Source organism: Deltaproteobacteria bacterium (assembly GCA_016875225.1).
Lineage (GTDB): Bacteria > Myxococcota_A > UBA9160 > SZUA-336 > SZUA-336 > VGRW01.
This window is the reverse complement of sequence record VGRW01000023.1, coordinates 27348-45852: the sequence shown is the minus strand read 5'-3', so window position 1 is coordinate 45852 and position 18505 is coordinate 27348. Positions and strand designations below refer to the sequence as shown.

The following is an 18505-nucleotide window of genomic DNA, read 5'->3' as shown; positions in this document are numbered from 1 at the left end:
CACCGGCGGGGAGACGACGACTCACCGCCTGCTGGCCTACGTCGCCCTCACGATGAATCTCGGTTGGAGAAAGTACGCGCTCTCCGCGCCCAAGAACTTCTACACACTTAAAGCCGCTTGACCGACTCGCCTTCTTTGCCGCCTCGTTTCCCTCGACGCTTTCGACGACGCGCGTCGCGGGAAGGCACTTCGTCCACTCATCTGGCACGGCGCCACCGCCGGTCACAGTCTGATAGGACAGCGTCTCGCGCGCGAGGACGTTCGCACCAAGCGACGTCTCGCTCGATGCCAGCGCAAACGCGCAGTCGCGGTCCGTGAGATACGTCGACGTGATCTGCGACGCGTCGACTCCGTCTTCGACTTGCGTGGTGATCACCGTTCCGAAGCCGCGGAACTCCTTCTCTGCGTAGTCGAAGACGCCGCCTCCGTACCAGAGCTTGGTGACGACCGCGGGGGTTCCGGCTCGGCCGTCGCGGTGGCGAATGCGCGAGACGACGGGCTTGGCGAGCGAGAAGCCGGGGCTGGCGGACGAGCCGGAAGCGTCCTTCATCTGCGCGGCTGCCAGGTACGTGAACTCGACCACCCCGCCGAGCGGGTCAGTGGCCCGCAGCAGGAGCCCCGGCAACACCGCGGTGGGAAGATTCGGATCGGTCTCCGCGCTCGGGTCGAGCGCACCCGCATTCAGGCGGACACCGACCTGGTACCGGAGGCGGTCAGGCACGCCGTCCCCGTTCACGTCGCGAAGTGACGCCGGGACCGTGTTCACGCCGTTTCCCTCGACGCACCCCGGGGCGATTCCGCCGCCGTCGGAGGGGAAGACCTTGGCCTGGGAGCTGAAGCCGTGACCGGTTCCGAAGCGAACGCTCCAGCTGGGATTCGAGCTGCTGGTGTCCTGTGCGTCGATGTGATCCAGGAACCCGTCGCCGTTCAAGTCATAGGTGCCGGTCACCGTGCAGGTCGTGTTGGTCACGAGCAGGCCGACCCCGCTCGGCACGCTCTCCTGTGCGTAGAAGCCCGCGCCGTAGCCGTACTCGACGGCGTTCGAGAAGATGCGATCGGCGAGCCCATCGCCGTTCTGATCCGCGAGAACGACGGTGGAGATCATCCCCTGGTAGTCGTGCTGGATCGCCGCATTCGCGGCCGCGGGCCAGCGGAGCGGGCGGGTGCCGAAGTCGAGCCAGGTTCCGCCGGAGCCCGTCAGGAGCCCGCGGTTCACGAAGACGCCCCAGCCCGTCCACGAGGGCCAGGTCGGGTCGTCGGCCACGCCGTCGTAGTACTCGTACGGGCCCTCGAGCTGGGTCGCGACGAGATCCGGGCGACCGTCGCCGGTCACGTCGGCCAGCGCGATCGTGACGTCGACCTCGCCGTTGGTGGTCTTCGTGATCCGGATGTAGGGGTTCCAGTCGAACGTGTAGGTCCAGCCGAGGTTGTTGAAGCCCCAATCGTGAGCGAGCTCGAAGGAGGTGTGCAGCGGCGGCTCGGTGAAGCCGCCCGCGCTGCCGCGGCGCAGCAGCCTCGGAACTCCGTTGTAGAGGCCCGTCAGGCCGTTCGAGAGAAGATGATCGGGATACCCGTCCCCATCGAAGTCCATGACCGCGCCGTCCGCGTACTGATCCGAGAAGAGGAGCTTGTAAGGCGACCACTGCGTCCCCTGGCCGAACGACGACGAGCCGCAGGTCTTGCCCGCCCCCGGCCGAAAGCTCGTGCCGGTTCCGAGCGAGACGGCGACGATCCCGGCCGACGTGCTGTAGGCGTTGGTGACTTGGTACAGGTCTCCGACACCGTCGCGGTTCATGTCCGCGATGGTTCCGAAGACCGTCGACGGACCGATCCCGGCCCAGATCCCGCCGTCCGGCCAGCAGCTCGTCGACGACGGCGCGAAGCTCGCTTCGGTGTTGCCGAACAGGCCTCGGCCAGCCGCGCGGAACGAGTACTCGAAGCTGTACGGCGGCAGGGACGCCTGCCCGTCGCTGCCCTTGCGCTGCACCGCCGCGAGCTGACTGCGCAGGGAGTCGGGATCCTGGCTGTAGGTCAGGTCGTAGCGAGTCACGAGCGCGTTCGACGCCGCGCGAACCTCGATCGAGGTGACACGCCGGTCGGTCTGCTGCCGAAAGCCCGCCTTCGCGGAGACCGGCTTGTCCGGCCGTGGCGCCGAGGTCGGGTTGTTCAAGATGAACTCGACGCTGCGGTTCGCCGCCGTTCCCTGGCCGTACTGGATCTTCTTCAGATAGGCGACGTTCGCGCTCGAGCTCGTGTCGTACGTGTAGCTGATCACGTTGCCGTTCACGTCCGTCGAGCTCTCGATCTGCAGCTGAAGACCTGGCCGATGATGCTCGCGGGGTTCAGCAGCCGGCCGGTGCCCGCGCTGGCCGCGCCGTAGATCAGCGTGCGGCCGTCGCGGTCCTTGATCTCCCAGCCCGACGCGTCGCCCTTGAACTGGATGATGCGCCCGTCGTCGGACTGCGTCCGGTAGCGGCAGGGCGTTCCGCTCGTGCAGGTGCTGCAGGTTCCCGACGAGCAGACCAGGTCCTGGCCGTCGAGCACGTAGTCCGCGCGGTAGCACGGGAACTTCGAGCCGGTCCCGCAAGCGAGGTTGTCGAAGTCGTACGGGCTCCCCGTGCGCGTCTCGCGTTCGATCCGGCTCTCGCCGGCGACGGACCAGCCAAACCCGAGCCACCCCGCCGGACCTTTCCCCTCTCCGCTGTTGTAGACGAGCGAGAGATCGGGCTGGTGGCCGCCCGGGCCCGGCGGAACGACGATCGGGATGCGGTAGCTCGCTTCGCCCCTCGCCTCGATCACCGATCCGCCCTGCGCCTGCGCGACCGACCCAAATCCCGCGACGAGCAGCGTGAGAAGCAGAAGGCCCGTTCGACTTCGCGCCATGACTCACCCCCCCGAGTTGCCTCGACACAGGTGACGCTACACCGGAGTCACCCCCGTAACTTGGCGCCAACTTGGGATTTCAGGGGTAAGCGTAGATTTTTGGTCGGCGCCGCCCGCTGGCCCGGGTCGTTCACTCGACCGGCGCGTTCGGGTCCTCGGGCTCGAGCTCCAGGAGCTGAAGGCGACGGCGGCGGCGCTCCGCGTGCACGCGCGCGGCCTCGTCCGTCGCGCGTGTGCGCGTGCGCAGTGCCTCGAGCAGGGCGGCGCTCGTGGCCCGATCCGCCGCGCTCGGCTCGGGCGGGGGCGACCAGCGGATCCGGGTGCGCGTCTCGAGGCGACGGCCGTCCTCGAGCGTGGCGACGACGCGGAGCGTGTTGTCGCCCTCGGCCAGCGGCAGCAGCCCGTCGAAGCTCCCGTCGGGGAAGATGCGCGTGGCGCGGCCGTGGCCGCCGGTCGTCTCGTTGGCGAGCTCGACGTCGGAGACGCCCGAAAGGCTCACGAGCGGTAGCTCCACCGCGATCTCGCGCGCCGCGGGCACGGAGACGTGTCGGCCGCGCGTGTAGCGAGCCAGGTTCCAGAGCAGCGTCGGGCCGGTTCCCTCCGTCTCGCCCACGCCGAACGCAAAGATCCGCGTGCCCGCTGCGCGCGCGCGGTGCACGGCCGCGGCGATTGCCTCGTCGATCTCGCGCTCGTGCGCGGCGTACGGCAGAGCGATCACGCCGTCGGAGAGCAGCAGGATCGTGCGCTGCGTCTCCTGCCCGGCGATCGGCGGCGCGAGCTCGAGCAGCTCGAGGCTCTTCTGCAGCGCCGCCGCAATGTCGGTGCCTCCGCGCATCACGTAGCGGAAGCGCTCGAGCGCGCGCTTCACGCCGTCGACCTCGCCGACCGGCTGCTCGACCCACGCGGTCCCGCCGAACTTGACCATGCCGATGCGTGTCGTCTCCGGGTTCAAGAGGCCGACGAGCTGGAGCGCAGCGGCGATCTCGACCTTCAGCACGATGTCGTCGAAGTCCGTCGTCCAGCGCTTGTAGCCGCGACAGCGCAGCCGCGCGTAGCCGAAGTAGTCGCAGGCCGGCCGGCCGATCACGCCGTCGCCGTCCAAGTCGGCGCCCGAGGGCCCGAACACGCTCCCCGAAGTGTCGATCGCGAGCACTACGTCCTGCGGGCCGCGCGGCCCCACACCGACGCGCCCGCGAAGCTCGACCCACGGCAGCAGCGTCTCGAGCGATGCGTCCGAGACCGGGGCCTCGAGCACGAGCCAGGGCTCGCCCAGATCCGGCAGCTCTACGGGCTCGGCCGCGCAATCGATGCCCCAGCGATCGTTGTTGCTCACCGGGCCCGAAGTGCACGAGAGCCCGGCGAGCAGACACAGGATCGCGATCCGAGCGCGCATCGGCGGATCGACTAGCCCGGGTTGGCTCGCTCGAGAATCAGCTCGAGATCGCTCGCGCCCGGCTCGACGGGGGCGGCGAGCTCCGCGGTCGCGTCGTTCGGGTCGCGGGTCAGCGGGTCGCCGTCGCGGTCGATCCGGGCGGAGAGCGAGATGGGGCCGCTGAAGGATCGGCCCGGCATCATCACGTCGGCCGGGCCGATTTCGAACGCGAGGGGGAAGGGACCGACCGCGAGGCGCTTCACCGCCAGCGGAGGGCCGCCGCCGGCGCCGCGCGCGATCACGAACAGGACGCCCTCGCCGCCCGACTCGACGCCGTCGCCAGCGACGACCCGGCCGCGGATCGGCGCCGCATCTTCACTTGCGGGGGCGCCCGCCGCTTGCGGCGGTCCCATCGGCATTCGCGCGCGCGGCGCAGGATTCTCGAGTCCGGGCACGCGCACGGGTCGCTCGAGGCGCGCGGGCTCGTCGGCCGGCTCGACGTAAGGCTCGAGGCGCCGGTCGCACGCGGGCGCGAGGAGGAGGGTCGCGAGGAGCGCGAGACGCGAGCGGGGAACGAGGCTCATGGGGGCCGAACAGTACCGATTCCGGGCGGGTCCAGACAGCTCGAAGGCGGCTCGCGGCGATCTCGCGACCCCGAAATTTTCACTGAAAAATCCGTAGCGCGGCCGGGCTCCTTCGTTATAGTCGCGTCCCCCGATCACTAACCGTCCGTGCTGGAGGCGGGAGACCCCGTTATGGCGATCGAAATCACGCTTCAGGTCAAGCTCTCGGTGGAGGAATCCGCCCTCGAAGACGCGCTCGCGGAATTCGATGAGCTGACGGTGAGTTCGCTCGTCACCCAGGTGCTGGACAAGGCGATCGCGCTCGAGCACATCGAGGTCGACGTGAAGGCCGGTCCGAACTCCCTCGAGGAGTACGACAAGGTCCGCGAGGCCTAACCCCCCGGGAAGAGCTCGAGCTGGATCAGCCCGCGGCGCGGCTCGGCGCGCGGCGCGGCGGGAAGCCCGGGCGCGCGGAACGGCTCCGGCGCCGCGGCCCCTGTTTCGGCCCCGGGCCGGTAGATGCCCTGCCTGCTGGCGTAGGCGCGGATCCGCCGGTAGAACGCCCAAAACCTTCGCCCGTGATCGAAGTGCCGCAGGTGCGCGAGCTCGTGGCAGAGCGTGTCGACCATGACCGAGTACTTCAGCACGCCGTCCGAGCGGAGCTGATGGAGCCGGATCTGGATCCGGCCGTCCGAGTAGCAGATCCCGTAGCGGCTGCGAACGCGCTCGCTCTCGGGCTCGATCGAGCGCAGCGGCAGCTCGAAGGCTTCCGCGAGCAGCGCAGCGTGGCGGCGCAGCCGCTCGATCGCGCGCTCGCGCGCCTCGCGCTCGGACTCGGTCAATCTCTGGCTCCGGGGGGGCCTGCGGAAGTATAACTTTCGCGGATGACCGAGCCCGACGACGCGACCGCCTTCCCGACCCGCTTTCCGATCTTCCCGCTTCCGGGCGTGGTCCTGTTCCCGGGCACCTACCTGCCGCTGCACATCTTCGAGCCGCGCTACCGGGCGATGACGGAGGCGGCGCTCGGCGGGGATCAGGTGATCGGGATGGTTCTGATCCGCGGCGACGCGGACGCGATGCAGCCGCGCGCGCCGATCTTCGAGGTCGGCTGCGCCGGCCGCATCGTCGAGAGCGAGCGGCAGGCCGACGGGCGCTTCAATTTGCTGCTGCACGGAGAGCGGCGCTTCCGGATCCGACAGGAGACGAAGTCGCGGGATCCCTTTCGCAGCGTGGACGCGGAGCTGCTCGTGGATCCGAGCTTCTCTGACCTGGAGCCTGGTGCGAAGCAGAGGCTCGCCGAGCTGCGCCCGCAGCTCGAGGCTCGGATGCTCGAGCTCGTGCGGCTGACGTCGCCCGCGAGTGCCGCGCAGCTCGGCGATCGAATGCAAGCACTCGATCCAGTGCTGCTGCAGAATGCGCTGGCCTTCGGCCTCGACGGCCCGACGCTCGAGAAGCAGAGCCTGCTCGAGGCGGCCGATCCGGTCGTGCAGGGCGAGCTGCTTCTGCGCCTGCTGATCTTCCGAATCGCCGAGGCGAGGCTTCCCGAGGGGCCGAAGCGCGTGAATTGAAAAACGTCGATTCCATCTGAAATCTTGCGAAATCCTTCGGAATCGACAGATCGCGAGACACCGCTCCGTGGCACTTCGCTGTGAGTACGCCTGTGCACGGAGCCGTGAATCGCAGGGCTCATGGCGCGCGCCCGCCGCCAACTCCGACGCGAATCCCAACGGTTGCGTCACCGTTGGGGAAGACCCTCGTATCCGGGTCGTGTCCACACGCGTGTAGGGCGCGGGCGAAAGGCCAGCCGATCGGGAATCGGCTTTGCCCCGTCTGCGACCCCATGGGAGAGTCGCTGGCGGAATTCACGTGGGGGTCGGCCGGAAATCCGGCCGAATTGAGGGGTAATCGGGCCGAGATGGACAACCGTGGGGGGTGGGAGGCCGTTCGCGCGGACCTGCGACGGCGCGTCGGAGAGGCTGTGTTCGAAGCCTGGTTCCGCGCGCTGGACGGTCGGCTCGAAGGCGAGACGCTGGTGCTTCGCTGTCCGGACCGCTTCAGCCGGGACTGGCTGCGCAGCCGCTACGGCAAGCTGATCGAGGAGTGCGCGGGCGGCGTTCGCGCGGTGGACTACCGCGTCGAGCCGGTCAGAACCGCGGCCGCGCCGGCCACCGCGCGGCCGATCGCGCAGCCGGCTTCCGAGCCGGAGTCGGACGAGCGGGGCGAGATCTCGGGAGCGCAGGAGCGCCTCTTCGAGAGCTTCATCGAGGGGCCAAGCAACGCGCTTGCGCTCGAGGCCGCCCGTTTGGTCGCGCGCGGCCAGGCGGGGCGCTGCAGTCCGCTGTTCCTCTACGCGAAAACGGGAATGGGGAAGTCGCACCTGTGTCGCGCGATCCACGGCCGGCTCGGCCACGCCGTGACGTATCGGTCGAGCGAGGAGTTCACCACCGAGGTGACCGACGCGATGCGCGCGGGGCAGATGCCGCGAATCCGCCAGCGCTATCGCCGCTCGACGAACGTGCTGATCCTCGAGGACGTGCAGTTCCTCGCCGGAAAGCGCGCGACGCAGGTCGAGCTCTTCCACACGCTCGATCATCTGATGTCGCACGGGAAGACGATCGTGCTCTCGGCGGACCGCCCGCCCGCGGAGCTCGCGGAGCTCGACCCGAAGCTCTCCTCGCGAATGGCCTCTGGCCTGGTCGCGTGCATTGCGCCGCCCGAGCAGGAGACGCGGCTCGCGATCCTGCGCGAGCGCGCGGCGCGCGGCGGCGTGCGCGTTCCCGACGCGTGTCTGGAGCTGCTCGCCCGGCGCGAGCTCGCCTCGGTTCGCGACCTGGTCGGCGGGCTCAATCAGGTGGTCGCGCGCGCGTCGCTGCTGAAGACCGCGATCACGCCCGAGCTGGTCGGCCAGGCGCTGGCCGCGGTCGAGCTGCCCGGACGCGCGCGCTCGCTCGACGAGATCATGGCCGAGACCGCGCGCGCGTACGGTGTGGGCAAGGACGATCTTCGCGCGCGCTCGCGCAAGCAGAGCCTGACGCGGCCGCGGCAGATCGCGATGTACCTGGCGCGGATCTACACCGAGGCGTCGCTGGCCGAGATCGGACGCGCCTTCAACCGCGATCACACCAGCGTCATGTACGCGATCGGCGTGGTGGAGCGGCGGATCGTCGAGAAGCCGCAGCTGCGCTACGAGCTCGAGGCGCTCGCGCAGCGGGTCAACGGCGGGCAGCCTCGCCGTAGTGCTTCTGGTAGTAGTCGCGGTACTCGCCCGACTTGATCGGCTCCCACCAGGCGCGGTTCTCGCGGTACCAGGCGACGGTCCGGGCGATTCCCGCCGCCAGGTCCTCGGCCGGTCGCCAGCCGAGCGCGCGAACCTTGGCGGTGTCGACGGCGTAGCGGTGATCGTGGCCGGGGCGCAGCCCGGTGACCGGGCGGATCAGCGACTCGGGCCGGCCGGTGCAGTCGAGGATCAGCTTGGTGAGTTCGCGGTTGCTGACCTCGGGCGTCTGGTTCGCGCCGATGTTGTAGATCTCGCCGGCCACGCCACGGCGCAGCAGCAGGAGCAGCGCGCGGCAGTGGTCCTCGACGCGCAGCCAGTCGCGCACCTGGGTACCGCCGTCGTAGAGCGGCAGCGGCTCGCCGTCGAGGGCGTTGGTGACGAAGACCGGGATCACCTTCTCCGGGTACTGGTTCGGCCCGTAGTTGTTCGTGCAGCGCGAGACGATCACGTCCATCTCGTGCGTGCGGTGGAAGGCCAGGGCGATGTGGTCCGCGCCGGCCTTCGCGGCCGAGTAGGGGCTGGAGGGCGCAAGCATCGCACGCTCGGTCGGGAACTCCGGAAACGGCACGTCGCCGTAGACCTCGTCGGTGCCGACCTGCAGGAAGCGCGCGCCGCGGTTCACCTGGCGCGTGGCTTCGAGCATGACGTACGCGCCGTAGACGTTGGTGTCGATGAACTCGCCCGCGCGCGCCTTGGTCGAGCGATCGACGTGCGACTCGGCCGCGAAGTTCACGATCCAGTCCGCGTCGGACACCAGCTCCTGCGCGACCTTCATGTCGCGGATGTCGCCGCGCACGAAGCGGTAGCGCGGGGAGCTGGCGACGTCGGCCAGGTTCGCGAGGTTGCCCGCGTAGGTGAGCACGTCCAGGTTCACGACCTGCGCGTCCGGCTCTTCCGCGAGCAGGATGCGGATGAAGTGCGAGCCGATGAAGCCCGCGCCGCCGGTGACCAGGACCCGCCTCATGGCTGCCTCATCGTCGCTTCCGGACGCGAGCCTTGAGGGACGCCGCTAGTAGCCGCTCGGGACCGCAATGCCGTGCCCGGCCGACGGCCGCCCTTCCGGGGCGAGCTCGAGCTCGAGCGGCGCGGCCTTCGCCACGCTCTTCCGCTCGCGCCGCCCGTAGGTGGTGGTGCGCTCGTAGGGCGTGCGGCCGATCTCGCGGATCAGGCGCTCGATCGTCTCGGGCTCGACGTGGTCGCCGTGCTCGGAGCCAGCCGCGTTGCTGATCGATTCCTCCATCAGCGTTCCACCGAAGTCGTTCGCCCCCGACATCAGCGCGACCTGCCCGGTCTTGAAGCCCATTTTCACCCACGAGATCTGCACGTTGCGGATCCAGGGGCGCAGGAACAGGCGAGCGATCGCGATCAGGCGCAGATCCTCGGGCAGGGTCGCGCCCGCGCGCGAGCCCCGCTCGTTGTAGAGCTTGGTGTTGTGGTGGATGAAGCCGAGCGGGACGAACTCGGTGAATCCCCCCGTGCGCTTCTGGATCTCGCGCAGAAGCTCGAGGTGGCCCGCGACGTGGCGCGGGCTCTCGATGTGGCCGTACATCAGCGTCGAGCTCGAGCGCAGGCCGACCTCGTGCGCGGTGGTGACGATCTCGACCCAGCGCTCGGTCATGAGCTTTCGCGGCGCGAGGATGCGCCGGATCTCGTCGTCGAGGATCTCGGCGGCCGTGCCCGGGATCGAGCCGAGGCCCTCGTCCTTCAGCATCGAGAGGTAGTCGCGCAGCGACATGCCCTTCGACTTCTGCTGGCCGAAGTGGATCTCCTCGGGCGAGAACGCGTGGATGTGCAGATCCGGAAGCTCCGCCTTGATCGCGCGCAGGATCTCGCGGTACCAGAAGCCATCCTTGTTGGGATGGATCCCGCCCTGGATGCACACCTCGGACGCGCCGCGCGCCACGGCCTCGCGGGCGCGCCCGACGACGTCGTCGAGCGTGCGGTCGTAGGCCTCTTCCTCGTGCTTGTGCCGCGAGAAGCCGCAGAAGCTGCAGCCGACGTAGCAGACGTTCGTGAAGTTGATGTTCCGGCAGACCACGTAGGAGATCTCGTCGCCGACGTCGTCGAAGCGCGCGCTGTCGGCGACGGCGCAGAGGATCTGCAGGTCGCGGCCCTCCGAGCCGAGCAGGACTTCCGCGTCCCCGCGCGAGAGCTCGCGGCCCTCGAGCGAGCGCTCCAGAACCTCGCGCACGGGCGCGGTCGTGCCACGCAGAAGTGTGTCGGAGAGGTCAGCTCGTCGTGTGGGCATCGGAACTCCTCGGCCAGCCCTGCGGGTCGGTCCGATCGCGCAGGCGCTGCAGCATCTCGGGCTCGAACAGCTCCGGCCGCTCGGCGATCAGCTCCGGATACACGCAGAGCCGATCGCGGAGCTCGTAGCCGGCCGCCTCGGTCCGGCGGCGCAGCTCGTCGAGCTCGGGCCAGGGCGCTTCGGGATTGATGAAGTCGATCGTGAGCGGCGAGACGCCGCCCCAGTCGTTGATGCCCGCGCGAAGCAGCAGCTCGAGCGACGTCGGCGACAGGTTCGGCGGCGCCTGCAGGTTCATGCGCGGGCCGAGGATCAGGCGCGCGAGCGCCGTCGTGCCCGCCATCAGCGCGTCGCTCGGCATCGGTACGTCGGCCATCGCGGTCCCCGGCTTGGGGTGGAAGTTCTGCACGATCACTTCCTGGATGTGGCGGCCGCGTGCGTGCAGATCGCGGATTGCGTAGAGCGTGTCGACGCGCTCCTCCGCGGTCTCGCCGATTCCGACCAGGATTCCGCTCGTGAAGGGAATGCCGAGCTCGCCGGCCTCGCGCGTCATTCGGATGCGCTTCTCGGGCTCCTTGTCGGGGGCGTAGTAGTGCGCGCCGCCTCGCTCGCGGAGCCGCGCGCTCGTGGTCTCGAGCATGAGCCCCATGCTCGCGTTGGTCTTGCGCAGGACCGCCATCTCGTCCGGCGAGAGGATGCCCGCGTTCGTGTGCGGGAAGAGCCCCTCCTCGTACGCGACCGCGCAGGCCTCGGCCAGGTAGTCGGTCGTGCGCGCGTGGCCGCGCTCGCCGAGCCAGTCCCGGTAGCCGCGGTAGGCGAGCTCCGGCTTGTCGCCGAGGCAGAAGAGCGCCTCGAGGCAGCCCTGCGCGCGCGCGCGCCGGGCGGTGTCGCGCACCTCGTCGAGCCGCCAGGTCTTCGCGTGCGGCGAGTCGGGCTCGACCGCGAAGGTGCAGTAGCCGCAGCGGTTGCGACACAGATTGGTGAGGGGGATGAATACGTTTCGCGACACCGAGACCACGCGGCCGTGGCCGCGAACGCCGAGCTCGCGGGCGGCTTCGAGCAGCGGCTCGAGGATCGTCTGCGGATCGCGCTCGACGCGAGCCATGATCGATACTGCGTCGCGGCGCTCGAGCGGCTCGGCCTCTACGGCCTTCCGGATCCGTTCGCGCAGCTCGGCCTGGGGGGTCTCGGTCGGCACGAGGGCAGGCTAACACCGGCCTCTAAGGCCCAACAAGCTGACGTGACGTAAGGGTTTTTGGCTTCGCGAAGGCCAGGCGCTTCGCCATCACGCGCAGCGCCTCCGGGCTCGAATCGACCAGGATGAAGCCGCGATCCAGGCGCGCGGCAGCCTCTCCGGTCGTGCCGCTGCCGGCGAAGAAATCGAGAACGAGGTCCCCCGGACGCGAGTGGACGGCCACGATCCGGGACAGGATCGCCAGCGGCTTCTGCGTCGCGTAGCCGGTCCGCTCCCGCGAGTTCGTGGGCACGATCGTCTGCCACCAGACGTCCGTCGGCGTCTTGCCGCGCGCGGCCTTCTCGGGGCCGACCAGGCCCGGCGCGGCGTACGGGATGCGGTCGATCGCGTCGTACTCGTACGTGAAGCGACGCGGGTCCATCGCGTACCAAAGGATCGTGTCGTGCTTCGCGGGCCAGCGCGTTCGCGTGCGCGCGCCGTAGTCGTACGCCCAGACGATCTCGTTCATGAACGACGCGCGCCCGAAGAGGCGGTCGAGCAGAACCTTCACGTAGTGGGACTCGCGCGGGTCCAGGTGCACGAAGAGCGAGCCCGTGGGTTTCAGGATGCGCCGCGCCTCGACGAGCCGCGGCTCGAGGAACGCCGGGAAGTCCGCGAAGCGATCGTCGAACGACGAGACCCCGACCACGCGGCTCTTGTAGCGCCGGCCCGCGAATCCGGTCCGGTCGCCGCCGAGCTCGTCGCGCTCCACGCGCAGGCGTGCGCGCCGTTGCGTTCGGCCCGTGTTGAACGGCGGATCGATGTAGACCAGGTCGACGAGCGCGTCCGGAAGCTTGCGCAGAACGTCCAGGTTCTCGCCGTGTACGATCCAGCGCACGCGGCTATCTTGCGCGGCGTGCCGGTCGCCGCGCTCTCGATCGACCTCTTCGACACGCTGGTCGACGTTCACATGGACCGCCTTCCCAGCGTCGAGATCGCGGGGCGCCGCGCGCCGTCGACCTACGGGCTTCTGCACGCCGCCAGTGTGCAGTGGCACGGCCTGGAATTCGAGCGCTTTGCAGCGGAGCTCGGCGCCGTGGATCGCGAGCTGCGCCAGGCGTACTACGCCGAGCACCGCGAGCTGCCGACCCTGGAGCGCTTTCTCGCCTTCGGCCGGCGGGTCGGGGCCCCGCATTCCGAGATGGCCGAGGCCCTGACGCGCACGCACATGGGCGCGATTCGCGAGCAGGTGACCTACCTCGGCCATCACGCAGATGTTCTCGCGCGCCTGCGCGGACGCGTGCGTCTCGCGGTCTGCTCGAACTTCAGCCACGGCGAGACCGCGCGCGACGTGCTCGACCGCGCCGGGCTGCTCGCGCACTTCCACGAGGTCGTGATCTCCGACGAGATCGGCATCCGCAAGCCGCGCGCCGAGATCTTCACGGCCGTGCTCGAGCGTCTGGGCCTTTCGGCGCAGCAGGTGATCCACGTCGGTGACAACCTGGCCGCCGACATCGCCGGCGCCGCGGCCGTCGGCATGCGCACGGCTTGGCTCACTCGTCGCGTCGCTGAACCGTCGCGCGCGCTCGGCGAGTACGAGGGTCGCGCGCCGGACCACGTGATCTCCGACCTGGCCGAGCTCGAGGCCCTGCTCGATTGACACCCCGATCGGCCTGCCGCATTCTGCGCGGCCGATGCCCGCCGCGATCGTCATCTGCGTGTCCGCGCGTCGCGCCCGTACCGGGTCCCACCGGCGCGGATAGATCCGTCTGATCTCCTCCCGCCGGCGGGACTCTACAGTCGCACTTCACGTGCCCCCCTGATCGAGTCTCCCGCAAGCCAGAGGTGGAATCATGTCCGAGGTCTTCGACGCGATCGTCTCCCGAGAGAAGCAGGTGTTCATGCCCATGGTGCGGCGCTGGCCGGTCGCGCTCGAGCGCGGCTTCGGCTCGCGCGTCTGGGACGTCGAAGGCCGGGAGTTCATCGATCTGACGGCGGGCTGGGGCGTGACCGCGATCGGTCACTGTCACCCGGAGCTGGCCGACGCGATCAGCGATCAGGCGCGCACGCTGATGCAGACGACGAACATCGTCTACACCAAGCCGCAGCTCGATCTGGCCGAGCGGCTCGCGCGCCTCGCGCCGCGCGGAATCCACCAGTCGTTCTTCACGTCGAGCGGCGCAGAAGCGAACGAGGGCGCGCTGAAGCTCGCCGCGCGCAAGACCGGCCGGAGCCGCTTCCTGGCCACGCTGAACAGCTTCCACGGTCGCACCCTCGGCGCGATGGGCTGTCTCGGACAGGAGAAGTACCGCGGCCCTTGGAAGGGGATCGTTCGAGAGGCCTCGTTCGTGCCCTTCGGTGACGTGGAAGCGGTTGCGGCGGCGCTCGGCCCCGAGATCGCGGCCTTCATCGTCGAGCCGATCCAGGGCGAGGGGGGCGTGGTCGTGCCGCCGCCCGACTACCTGCGGCGCGTGGCCGACGCATGCCACGCGGCCGGCGCGCTGCTGATCGCCGACGAGGTGCAGACCTGCGTCGGCCGCACGGGTCGCTGGCTGGCCTGTGACCACGCGGGAGTGACTCCCGACATCGTCACGCTCGGCAAAGGGCTCGGCGGCGGCTTCCCGCTCGCAGCGTTCATGGCCACCGAGGACGTGATGGCCTCGATCCAGCCCGGCGATCACGGCGGAACCTACGCCGGAAACCCGCTCGCCTGCCGCGCCGGCGCGACCGTGCTGCGCGTGATCGAGGAGCAGCGGCTGGTCGAGCGCGCGGCACTGCTCGGCAAGGACGTGCTCGCGCGGCTCGGAGATTTCGCGAGATCACAGCCCGAGAAGGTGGAGTGCGCGCGCGGCCTCGGACTTCTGATCGGATTGGTGTTGCGCGACCCGGCCTTCGCGCTGCGCGTGCACGCCGAGATCCGCGAGCTCGGCGTTCTCGTCAATCTGACCGCCGACCGGGTGCTGCGGCTGTTCCCCGCGCTGAACATTCCGGAGGCCGATCTCTCGCAGGCGCTCGACGTTCTGGAAGGCGCGATCCGCGGCACCGCCTGAACCGCGGGTTCGGTCAGTCGCCGCCGAGCTTCACGCCATGCCAGGGGCACCAGTCCCAGCTCGCCTCGAGCTCCTCGCCGCCCTTCGGGCACTTCGTCGTCCCGGCGATCGCGGTGAACGGCGCGCGCCACATCACCGCGTGCGCCGGGCCGGAATCGTCGAAGCGGTACTCGAGCCGCAGTTCGCCCGGAGCGGCGCCGGTGAGGATCGGATTGCCCTTCGCGTCGACGTTCGCGAGCGGCAGCACGCGCAGGCCCTCGCCCAGTCCCGAGAGCGAGGCGCGGAGCAGGTAGACCAGGCTCGCAGTGAGGCGCGCGACCTCGGGGTTCACCTCGCGCAGAACCCCGACCTTGGTCCCGTTGCGCTTGAACTGCGCGCGGTCGACGATCTCGGCGATGCTGGCGTAGGTCGGCTTCTGCGCGGCGTCGAGCTTGGACTCGAGCGCCGCGATCAGCAGGTAGTCGCGAAACGCGACGCGGACCTTCTCCTGCTCCTCGGCGGGTATCGCGAGCTCGCGCGCGACCTGCTCCCAGTACTCCTGCGGCAGCCACCAGAAGCTGGCGACGCGGCCATCGCCGCTCTTGATCGGGCGCGCGGCCTCATGGACGATCGCGCTGCTGCTCTCGGCGCCGGCGAGCGACGGGAGGAGCGCGAGAACGAGAGCGATCGCGGTCGAGATCAGGCGGCTCATCGTCACGCAGTGTAGCGGCCGATCGCCTCCAGGCTCGCGCCGACCTCGCCGCGGAACGAGCGAACGAGCGCTCCCGCGTCCTCTTCCTCCGCCACCGCGACGTACGCGAAGGCCAGATGACGGCGCGCGCCCGCGGGCACCGCCATGCGCAGGTCGAGCGCAAGTCCGCGCACCGGCGGCTGCGCCGGCGGCTCCGCGCGCGACACGATCCCGCAGTCGGCGAGCGCGAAGACGTGACCGCCGAAGCGACGCTCGCAGGCCGCCGGCGCCGTCGACCAATCGCCTGCGGGAACGTCCCAGGTCTCGGTGTACTCCAGCGCCAGCGGCTCCGCGCCGGAGTTCTCGATCCGGACCCAGGCGAGCAGGAGCGCGCGGGCCGCGGCCGGCGCGAACACGACGTGCAGGATGCGCAGGCCGTCCGCCGAGAGCGCGCGCCGCACCTGGGCTACACCGTACTCGGTCGCCTCGGGGCGGCTGGTGGAGAGCACCGCCGCCCCGACGCGCACGAGCGCCTCGATCTTGCCGCCCGCAAAGACGACGCCGCGCGCGTCCGCGACGCCGCGGCAGGCCGCGTTCGCGATCGGGTGACCGCCGGGCGGAAGGCCGGGCGTCGCCGGCCCCCAGAGCGGATCGGCCAGATCGGTCGCGCTAGACGTAGGTGCTGCCCTTCGGCTCGCTCTCGTCGCGGCGGATCATCACGTTGATCAGCGCGGGCTTTCCGGACGCGAACGCGCGCTCGAGCGCGGGCCTGATCTGCTCGGGGCGCTCGCAGTGCTCGCCGTGCCCGCCGAGCGCCTCGACCACCTTGTCGTAGCGCGTGGGCCTGAGATACGTCGCGACCGCGCGCTCCTTGCCATAGATGCCGATCTGCGGGCGCAGCATCTGCCCCCAGGCCGCGTCGTTTCCGACGATGCCGACGATCGGAAGGCCGAAGCGGATCGCGGTGTCGTACTCGAAGCCGTTCAGGCCGAACGAGCCGTCGCCGTAGATGATCAGCACCTTCTTGTCCGGGAAGGAGACCTGCGCGGCGAGCGCGAAGGGCATGCCGACGCCGAGCGTGCCGAGCGGGCCCGGGTCCATCCAGCAGTTCTCCTTCATCACCGGCACGACCTTGGCGGCCTGCGCGACGATGTCGCCGCCGTCCCCGATCAGGATCGTGTCCTCGTCGATGAAGTCGCGGATCTCGCGGCACATCCGCAGCGGGTCGATCGGCACCTCGTCGGACGAGAGCTCTTTCTGGAAGCCGGCCTCGATCTTGACCTCGATCGCGCGCAGCTCGTCGCGCCAGGCGGTGAAGTCGAGCCGGAGCGACTCCTCCTTCATGATCTGCAGCATCTGCTCGAACGCGACGCCGAGGTTGCCGACGATGGCCGCGTCGGCGGAGCGGTTCTGGCCGATCAGCGTGTTCTCCATGTCGAGCTGCACGATCTTTGCGTTGGCCGGAATCGCCTTGCCGAAGCGCAGCCGGAAGTCGAGCGGCGAACCGGCGAGCACGAACACGTCGCAGCGGCTCATCGCGTCCTTGCGCGAGCGGTTCATGAACTGAGGGTCGTCGAAACGGAGCTGCCCGCGCCCCATTCCGTTCAGGAACGTCGGGAGCTTGGTCTCCTCGACGAAGCGGCGCATCGCGGCGCCGCCCTGCGACCACTTCACCCCCGTGCCGCCCATCATGATCGGGCGCTTCGCGCCGGCCAGGATCTGCAGCGCGGCCACGACGTCGGCGCGATCCGGAGCCTGGCGCGGAGCGCTGCGGAAGCTCGGGAACCAGACCTTCTCGAACTCGGACTGCCCCATCAGCACGTCCATCGGGATCTCGAGGAAGGCCGGGCCGGGCACGCCGGAGGTCGCGTGGCGCGCGGCGAGCTCGATGTACTCGGGAATTCGCGCGGTGTCGTAGCACGCGTCCGCCCACTTCGAGATCGGGCGGATCATCGAGACGTGGTCCATCTCCTGGAGCGACCCACGGCGCAGGTTCGAGAACGGGCCCTGCCCGCCGATCACGAGAATCGGGCTGTTCGCGCGCCAGGCGTTGGCGATGCCGGTCACGCCGTCGGTCACGCCGGGGCCGGCCGTGAGCACCGCGCAGCCGAGCTTGCCGGGGTTCAGCCGGCTGTAGGCGTCGGCCGCGTGAACGGCGGCCTGCTCGTGCCGAACGTCGATGACCCGGATGCCCTCGTCGAGCGCGCCGTCGTAGATCGCCATCACGTGCCCGCCCGAGAGCGTGAAGATGCAATCGACTCCCGCGAGCCGGAGCGCGCGAGCCGCGAGCTTGCCGCCGTGAACCGCCATGACGAACCTCCCCGTGATTCGCCCGCCAGAATAGCAGGGGCCGGGCGCGGGATGGTCAGGGCGAGCGGAGCTCCGGCCACCTGCGCTCGAGGTCGGGAAAGGTCAGCCCGAGGCTCTCGGCCTCGGCGAGCGCCGCCCGAGCCGCGTCGAAGCTCCCGGAATCGAGCGCCGAGCTGATCCGGTTGCGGTGCGCGAGCTCGAGCTCCGCGCGATCGCAGCGCGTGCCGTCGCAGGGCGACAGCTGCGCATAGAGCTCGACCGCGCGCGCGTAGCTCTGCTTCGCGCCGGCGTAGTCGGCGCGCTGCGTCTGCAGGCTCCCCTTTCGCACCAGCGCCTGCGCGAGCAGCCGCGAGGCCTCGGCGCTCTGCGGATACTCGCGCAGCAGGGCCTCTAGCTGGTCGAGGCCGGCGTCGAGCTGTCCCCGCTCGAGCAGGTCGTAGGCGACGTCGAGCCGCCGCTCGACCGACAGCCGCACGATCGGCGTCTGCGCGACCAGGTCGGGCGCGAGGCCGCTCGCCTCTTCTCGCAGGCGCGCGACTTCGGCGTCGTCGCGCTCCATGGCTGCGCGTTCGAGCAGCACCACGGCGAGGCTGCGCCCGAGCTCGGAATCCTCCGGCGAGATGGCGAGCGCCGCGCGCAGGTCGGCGTCGGCGAGCGCGAGTCCCTTGGGGCCGCCGGGCTTCACGCGCTTCTGCTCCGCGCGCGCGACGTACGCCGCGACCAGGGAGCTTGCGATTCGCGTGTTCCAGGGCGTGCGTTCGAACGCCTCGCGGTAGGAATCGATTCCGGTGTCTAGATCGCCGCTCGCGAGCGCCGCCTCGGCCCGCGCGACGATCGGCGCGACGCCAGCCGCGTCGGACGGAGCGGCGGGGCCGCTCTCGGGCCGGGCACAGGCGACGACAAGCGCGCACGACAGCGCCATGCAGACCCGGCGCAGCACGGCGGCATCTGGTCGATTCAC

The 18505-nt window shown here is 70.1% G+C and carries 18 protein-coding genes; 5 read left to right on the top strand and 13 right to left on the bottom strand.

The window, feature by feature from the left end; genetic code table 11:
- The 4 genes from FJ108_08115 to FJ108_08100 all read right to left on the bottom strand — a co-directional run.
- Positions 1–2287: hypothetical protein (locus FJ108_08115; protein MBM4335862.1), on the bottom strand; the 2287-nt coding region annotated here is incomplete at its 3' end.
- Positions 2284–2883, bottom strand: a complete 600-nt coding sequence (locus FJ108_08110) for a hypothetical protein (protein MBM4335861.1) — start codon at positions 2881–2883, stop codon at positions 2284–2286. The genes FJ108_08115 and FJ108_08110, both read right to left, overlap by 4 nt.
- Positions 2884–3013: 130 nt before the next feature.
- Positions 3014–4276: a VWA domain-containing protein gene (locus FJ108_08105; protein MBM4335860.1), complete on the bottom strand. Its 1263-nt coding sequence runs from the start codon at positions 4274–4276 to the stop codon at positions 3014–3016.
- 11 nt (positions 4277–4287) lie between these two features.
- Complete coding sequence (locus FJ108_08100; GenBank protein ID MBM4335859.1) at positions 4288–4839, bottom strand: hypothetical protein; 552 nt, start codon at positions 4837–4839, stop codon at positions 4288–4290.
- 147 nt (positions 4840–4986) lie between these two features.
- On the opposite strand from FJ108_08100, the gene FJ108_08095 reads away from it, so the two are divergent.
- Positions 4987–5214 carry a hypothetical protein gene (locus FJ108_08095; protein MBM4335858.1) on the top strand — a complete coding sequence of 76 codons (228 nt, stop codon included), beginning with the start codon at positions 4987–4989 and terminating at the stop codon, positions 5212–5214.
- Here the strand turns inward: FJ108_08095 and FJ108_08090 are convergent.
- The gene (locus FJ108_08090; protein MBM4335857.1) at positions 5211–5855 is read right to left on the bottom strand and encodes a M48 family metallopeptidase; all 645 of its coding nucleotides are present in this window, start codon (positions 5853–5855) and stop codon (positions 5211–5213) included. The genes FJ108_08095 and FJ108_08090 overlap by 4 nt on opposite strands.
- Between FJ108_08090 and FJ108_08085 the strand changes: the two genes are divergently transcribed.
- Positions 5703–6386, top strand: a complete 684-nt coding sequence (locus FJ108_08085) for an ATP-dependent protease (protein ID MBM4335856.1) — start codon at positions 5703–5705, stop codon at positions 6384–6386. The two genes, FJ108_08090 and FJ108_08085, sit on opposite strands and share 153 nt — an antisense overlap.
- 272 nt (positions 6387–6658) lie before the next feature.
- Positions 6659–8092 carry a chromosomal replication initiator protein DnaA gene (gene dnaA, locus FJ108_08080; GenBank protein MBM4335855.1) on the top strand — a complete coding sequence of 478 codons (1434 nt, stop codon included), beginning with the start codon at positions 6659–6661 and terminating at the stop codon, positions 8090–8092.
- Here dnaA and rfbB read toward each other — a convergent pair.
- From rfbB to FJ108_08060, 4 genes are read right to left on the bottom strand one after another with little or no spacing between them, the layout of a single operon-like run.
- Entirely contained in the window at positions 8031–9059 is a 1029-nt protein-coding gene (gene rfbB, locus FJ108_08075) for a dTDP-glucose 4,6-dehydratase (protein ID MBM4335854.1), read from the bottom strand. The genes dnaA and rfbB overlap by 62 nt on opposite strands.
- 45 nt (positions 9060–9104) lie before the next feature.
- Entirely contained in the window at positions 9105–10343 is a 1239-nt protein-coding gene (cofH, locus tag FJ108_08070) for a 7,8-didemethyl-8-hydroxy-5-deazariboflavin synthase subunit CofH (GenBank protein ID MBM4335853.1), read from the bottom strand.
- A complete protein-coding gene (gene cofG / locus FJ108_08065; GenBank protein ID MBM4335852.1) occupies positions 10324–11538 on the bottom strand; it encodes a 7,8-didemethyl-8-hydroxy-5-deazariboflavin synthase subunit CofG in 1215 nt (404 codons plus the stop codon). Before cofG ends, cofH begins: the two co-directional genes overlap by 20 nt.
- 22 nt (positions 11539–11560) lie before the next feature.
- The gene (locus tag FJ108_08060; GenBank protein MBM4335851.1) at positions 11561–12412 is read right to left on the bottom strand and encodes a site-specific DNA-methyltransferase; all 852 of its coding nucleotides are present in this window, start codon (positions 12410–12412) and stop codon (positions 11561–11563) included.
- Between the two features lie 18 nt (positions 12413–12430).
- On the opposite strand from FJ108_08060, the gene FJ108_08055 reads away from it, so the two are divergent.
- Entirely contained in the window at positions 12431–13174 is a 744-nt protein-coding gene (locus FJ108_08055) for an HAD family hydrolase (protein ID MBM4335850.1), read from the top strand.
- A 193-nt stretch (positions 13175–13367) separates the two neighbouring features.
- Positions 13368–14564 carry an aspartate aminotransferase family protein gene (locus tag FJ108_08050; protein ID MBM4335849.1) on the top strand — a complete coding sequence of 399 codons (1197 nt, stop codon included), beginning with the start codon at positions 13368–13370 and terminating at the stop codon, positions 14562–14564.
- Between the two features lie 13 nt (positions 14565–14577).
- On the opposite strand, the gene FJ108_08045 is transcribed toward FJ108_08050, so the two are convergent.
- The 4 genes from FJ108_08045 to FJ108_08030 form a co-directional block, all read right to left on the bottom strand.
- Positions 14578–15255, bottom strand: a complete 678-nt coding sequence (locus tag FJ108_08045; protein ID MBM4335848.1) for a hypothetical protein — start codon at positions 15253–15255, stop codon at positions 14578–14580.
- A gap of 2 nt (positions 15256–15257) precedes the next feature.
- The gene (locus FJ108_08040) at positions 15258–15761 is read right to left on the bottom strand and encodes a hypothetical protein (protein MBM4335847.1); all 504 of its coding nucleotides are present in this window, start codon (positions 15759–15761) and stop codon (positions 15258–15260) included.
- A 142-nt stretch (positions 15762–15903) separates the two neighbouring features.
- The gene (locus FJ108_08035) at positions 15904–17544 is read right to left on the bottom strand and encodes an acetolactate synthase (GenBank protein MBM4335846.1); all 1641 of its coding nucleotides are present in this window, start codon (positions 17542–17544) and stop codon (positions 15904–15906) included.
- A gap of 55 nt (positions 17545–17599) precedes the next feature.
- Positions 17600–18505, bottom strand: coding sequence for a hypothetical protein (locus FJ108_08030; protein ID MBM4335845.1), 906 nt, complete (start codon positions 18503–18505; stop codon positions 17600–17602).

Coding starts and splice junctions, on each gene's coding strand:
- FJ108_08045 (MBM4335848.1), bottom strand. CDS start 15,255: ATGAGCCGCCTGATCTCGACCGCGATCGCTCTCGTTCTCGCGCTCCTC.
- FJ108_08100 (MBM4335859.1), bottom strand. CDS start 4,839: ATGAGCCTCGTTCCCCGCTCGCGTCTCGCGCTCCTCGCGACCCTCCTC.
- dnaA (MBM4335855.1), top strand. CDS start 6,659: ATGGGAGAGTCGCTGGCGGAATTCACGTGGGGGTCGGCCGGAAATCCG.
- rfbB (MBM4335854.1), bottom strand. CDS start 9,059: ATGAGGCGGGTCCTGGTCACCGGCGGCGCGGGCTTCATCGGCTCGCAC.
- FJ108_08105 (MBM4335860.1), bottom strand. CDS start 4,276: ATGCGCGCTCGGATCGCGATCCTGTGTCTGCTCGCCGGGCTCTCGTGC.
- FJ108_08050 (MBM4335849.1), top strand. CDS start 13,368: ATGTCCGAGGTCTTCGACGCGATCGTCTCCCGAGAGAAGCAGGTGTTC.
- FJ108_08085 (MBM4335856.1), top strand. CDS start 5,703: ATGACCGAGCCCGACGACGCGACCGCCTTCCCGACCCGCTTTCCGATC.
- FJ108_08035 (MBM4335846.1), bottom strand. CDS start 17,544: ATGGCGGTTCACGGCGGCAAGCTCGCGGCTCGCGCGCTCCGGCTCGCG.
- FJ108_08110 (MBM4335861.1), bottom strand. CDS start 2,883: ATGGCGCGAAGTCGAACGGGCCTTCTGCTTCTCACGCTGCTCGTCGCG.
- cofH (MBM4335853.1), bottom strand. CDS start 10,343: ATGCCCACACGACGAGCTGACCTCTCCGACACACTTCTGCGTGGCACG.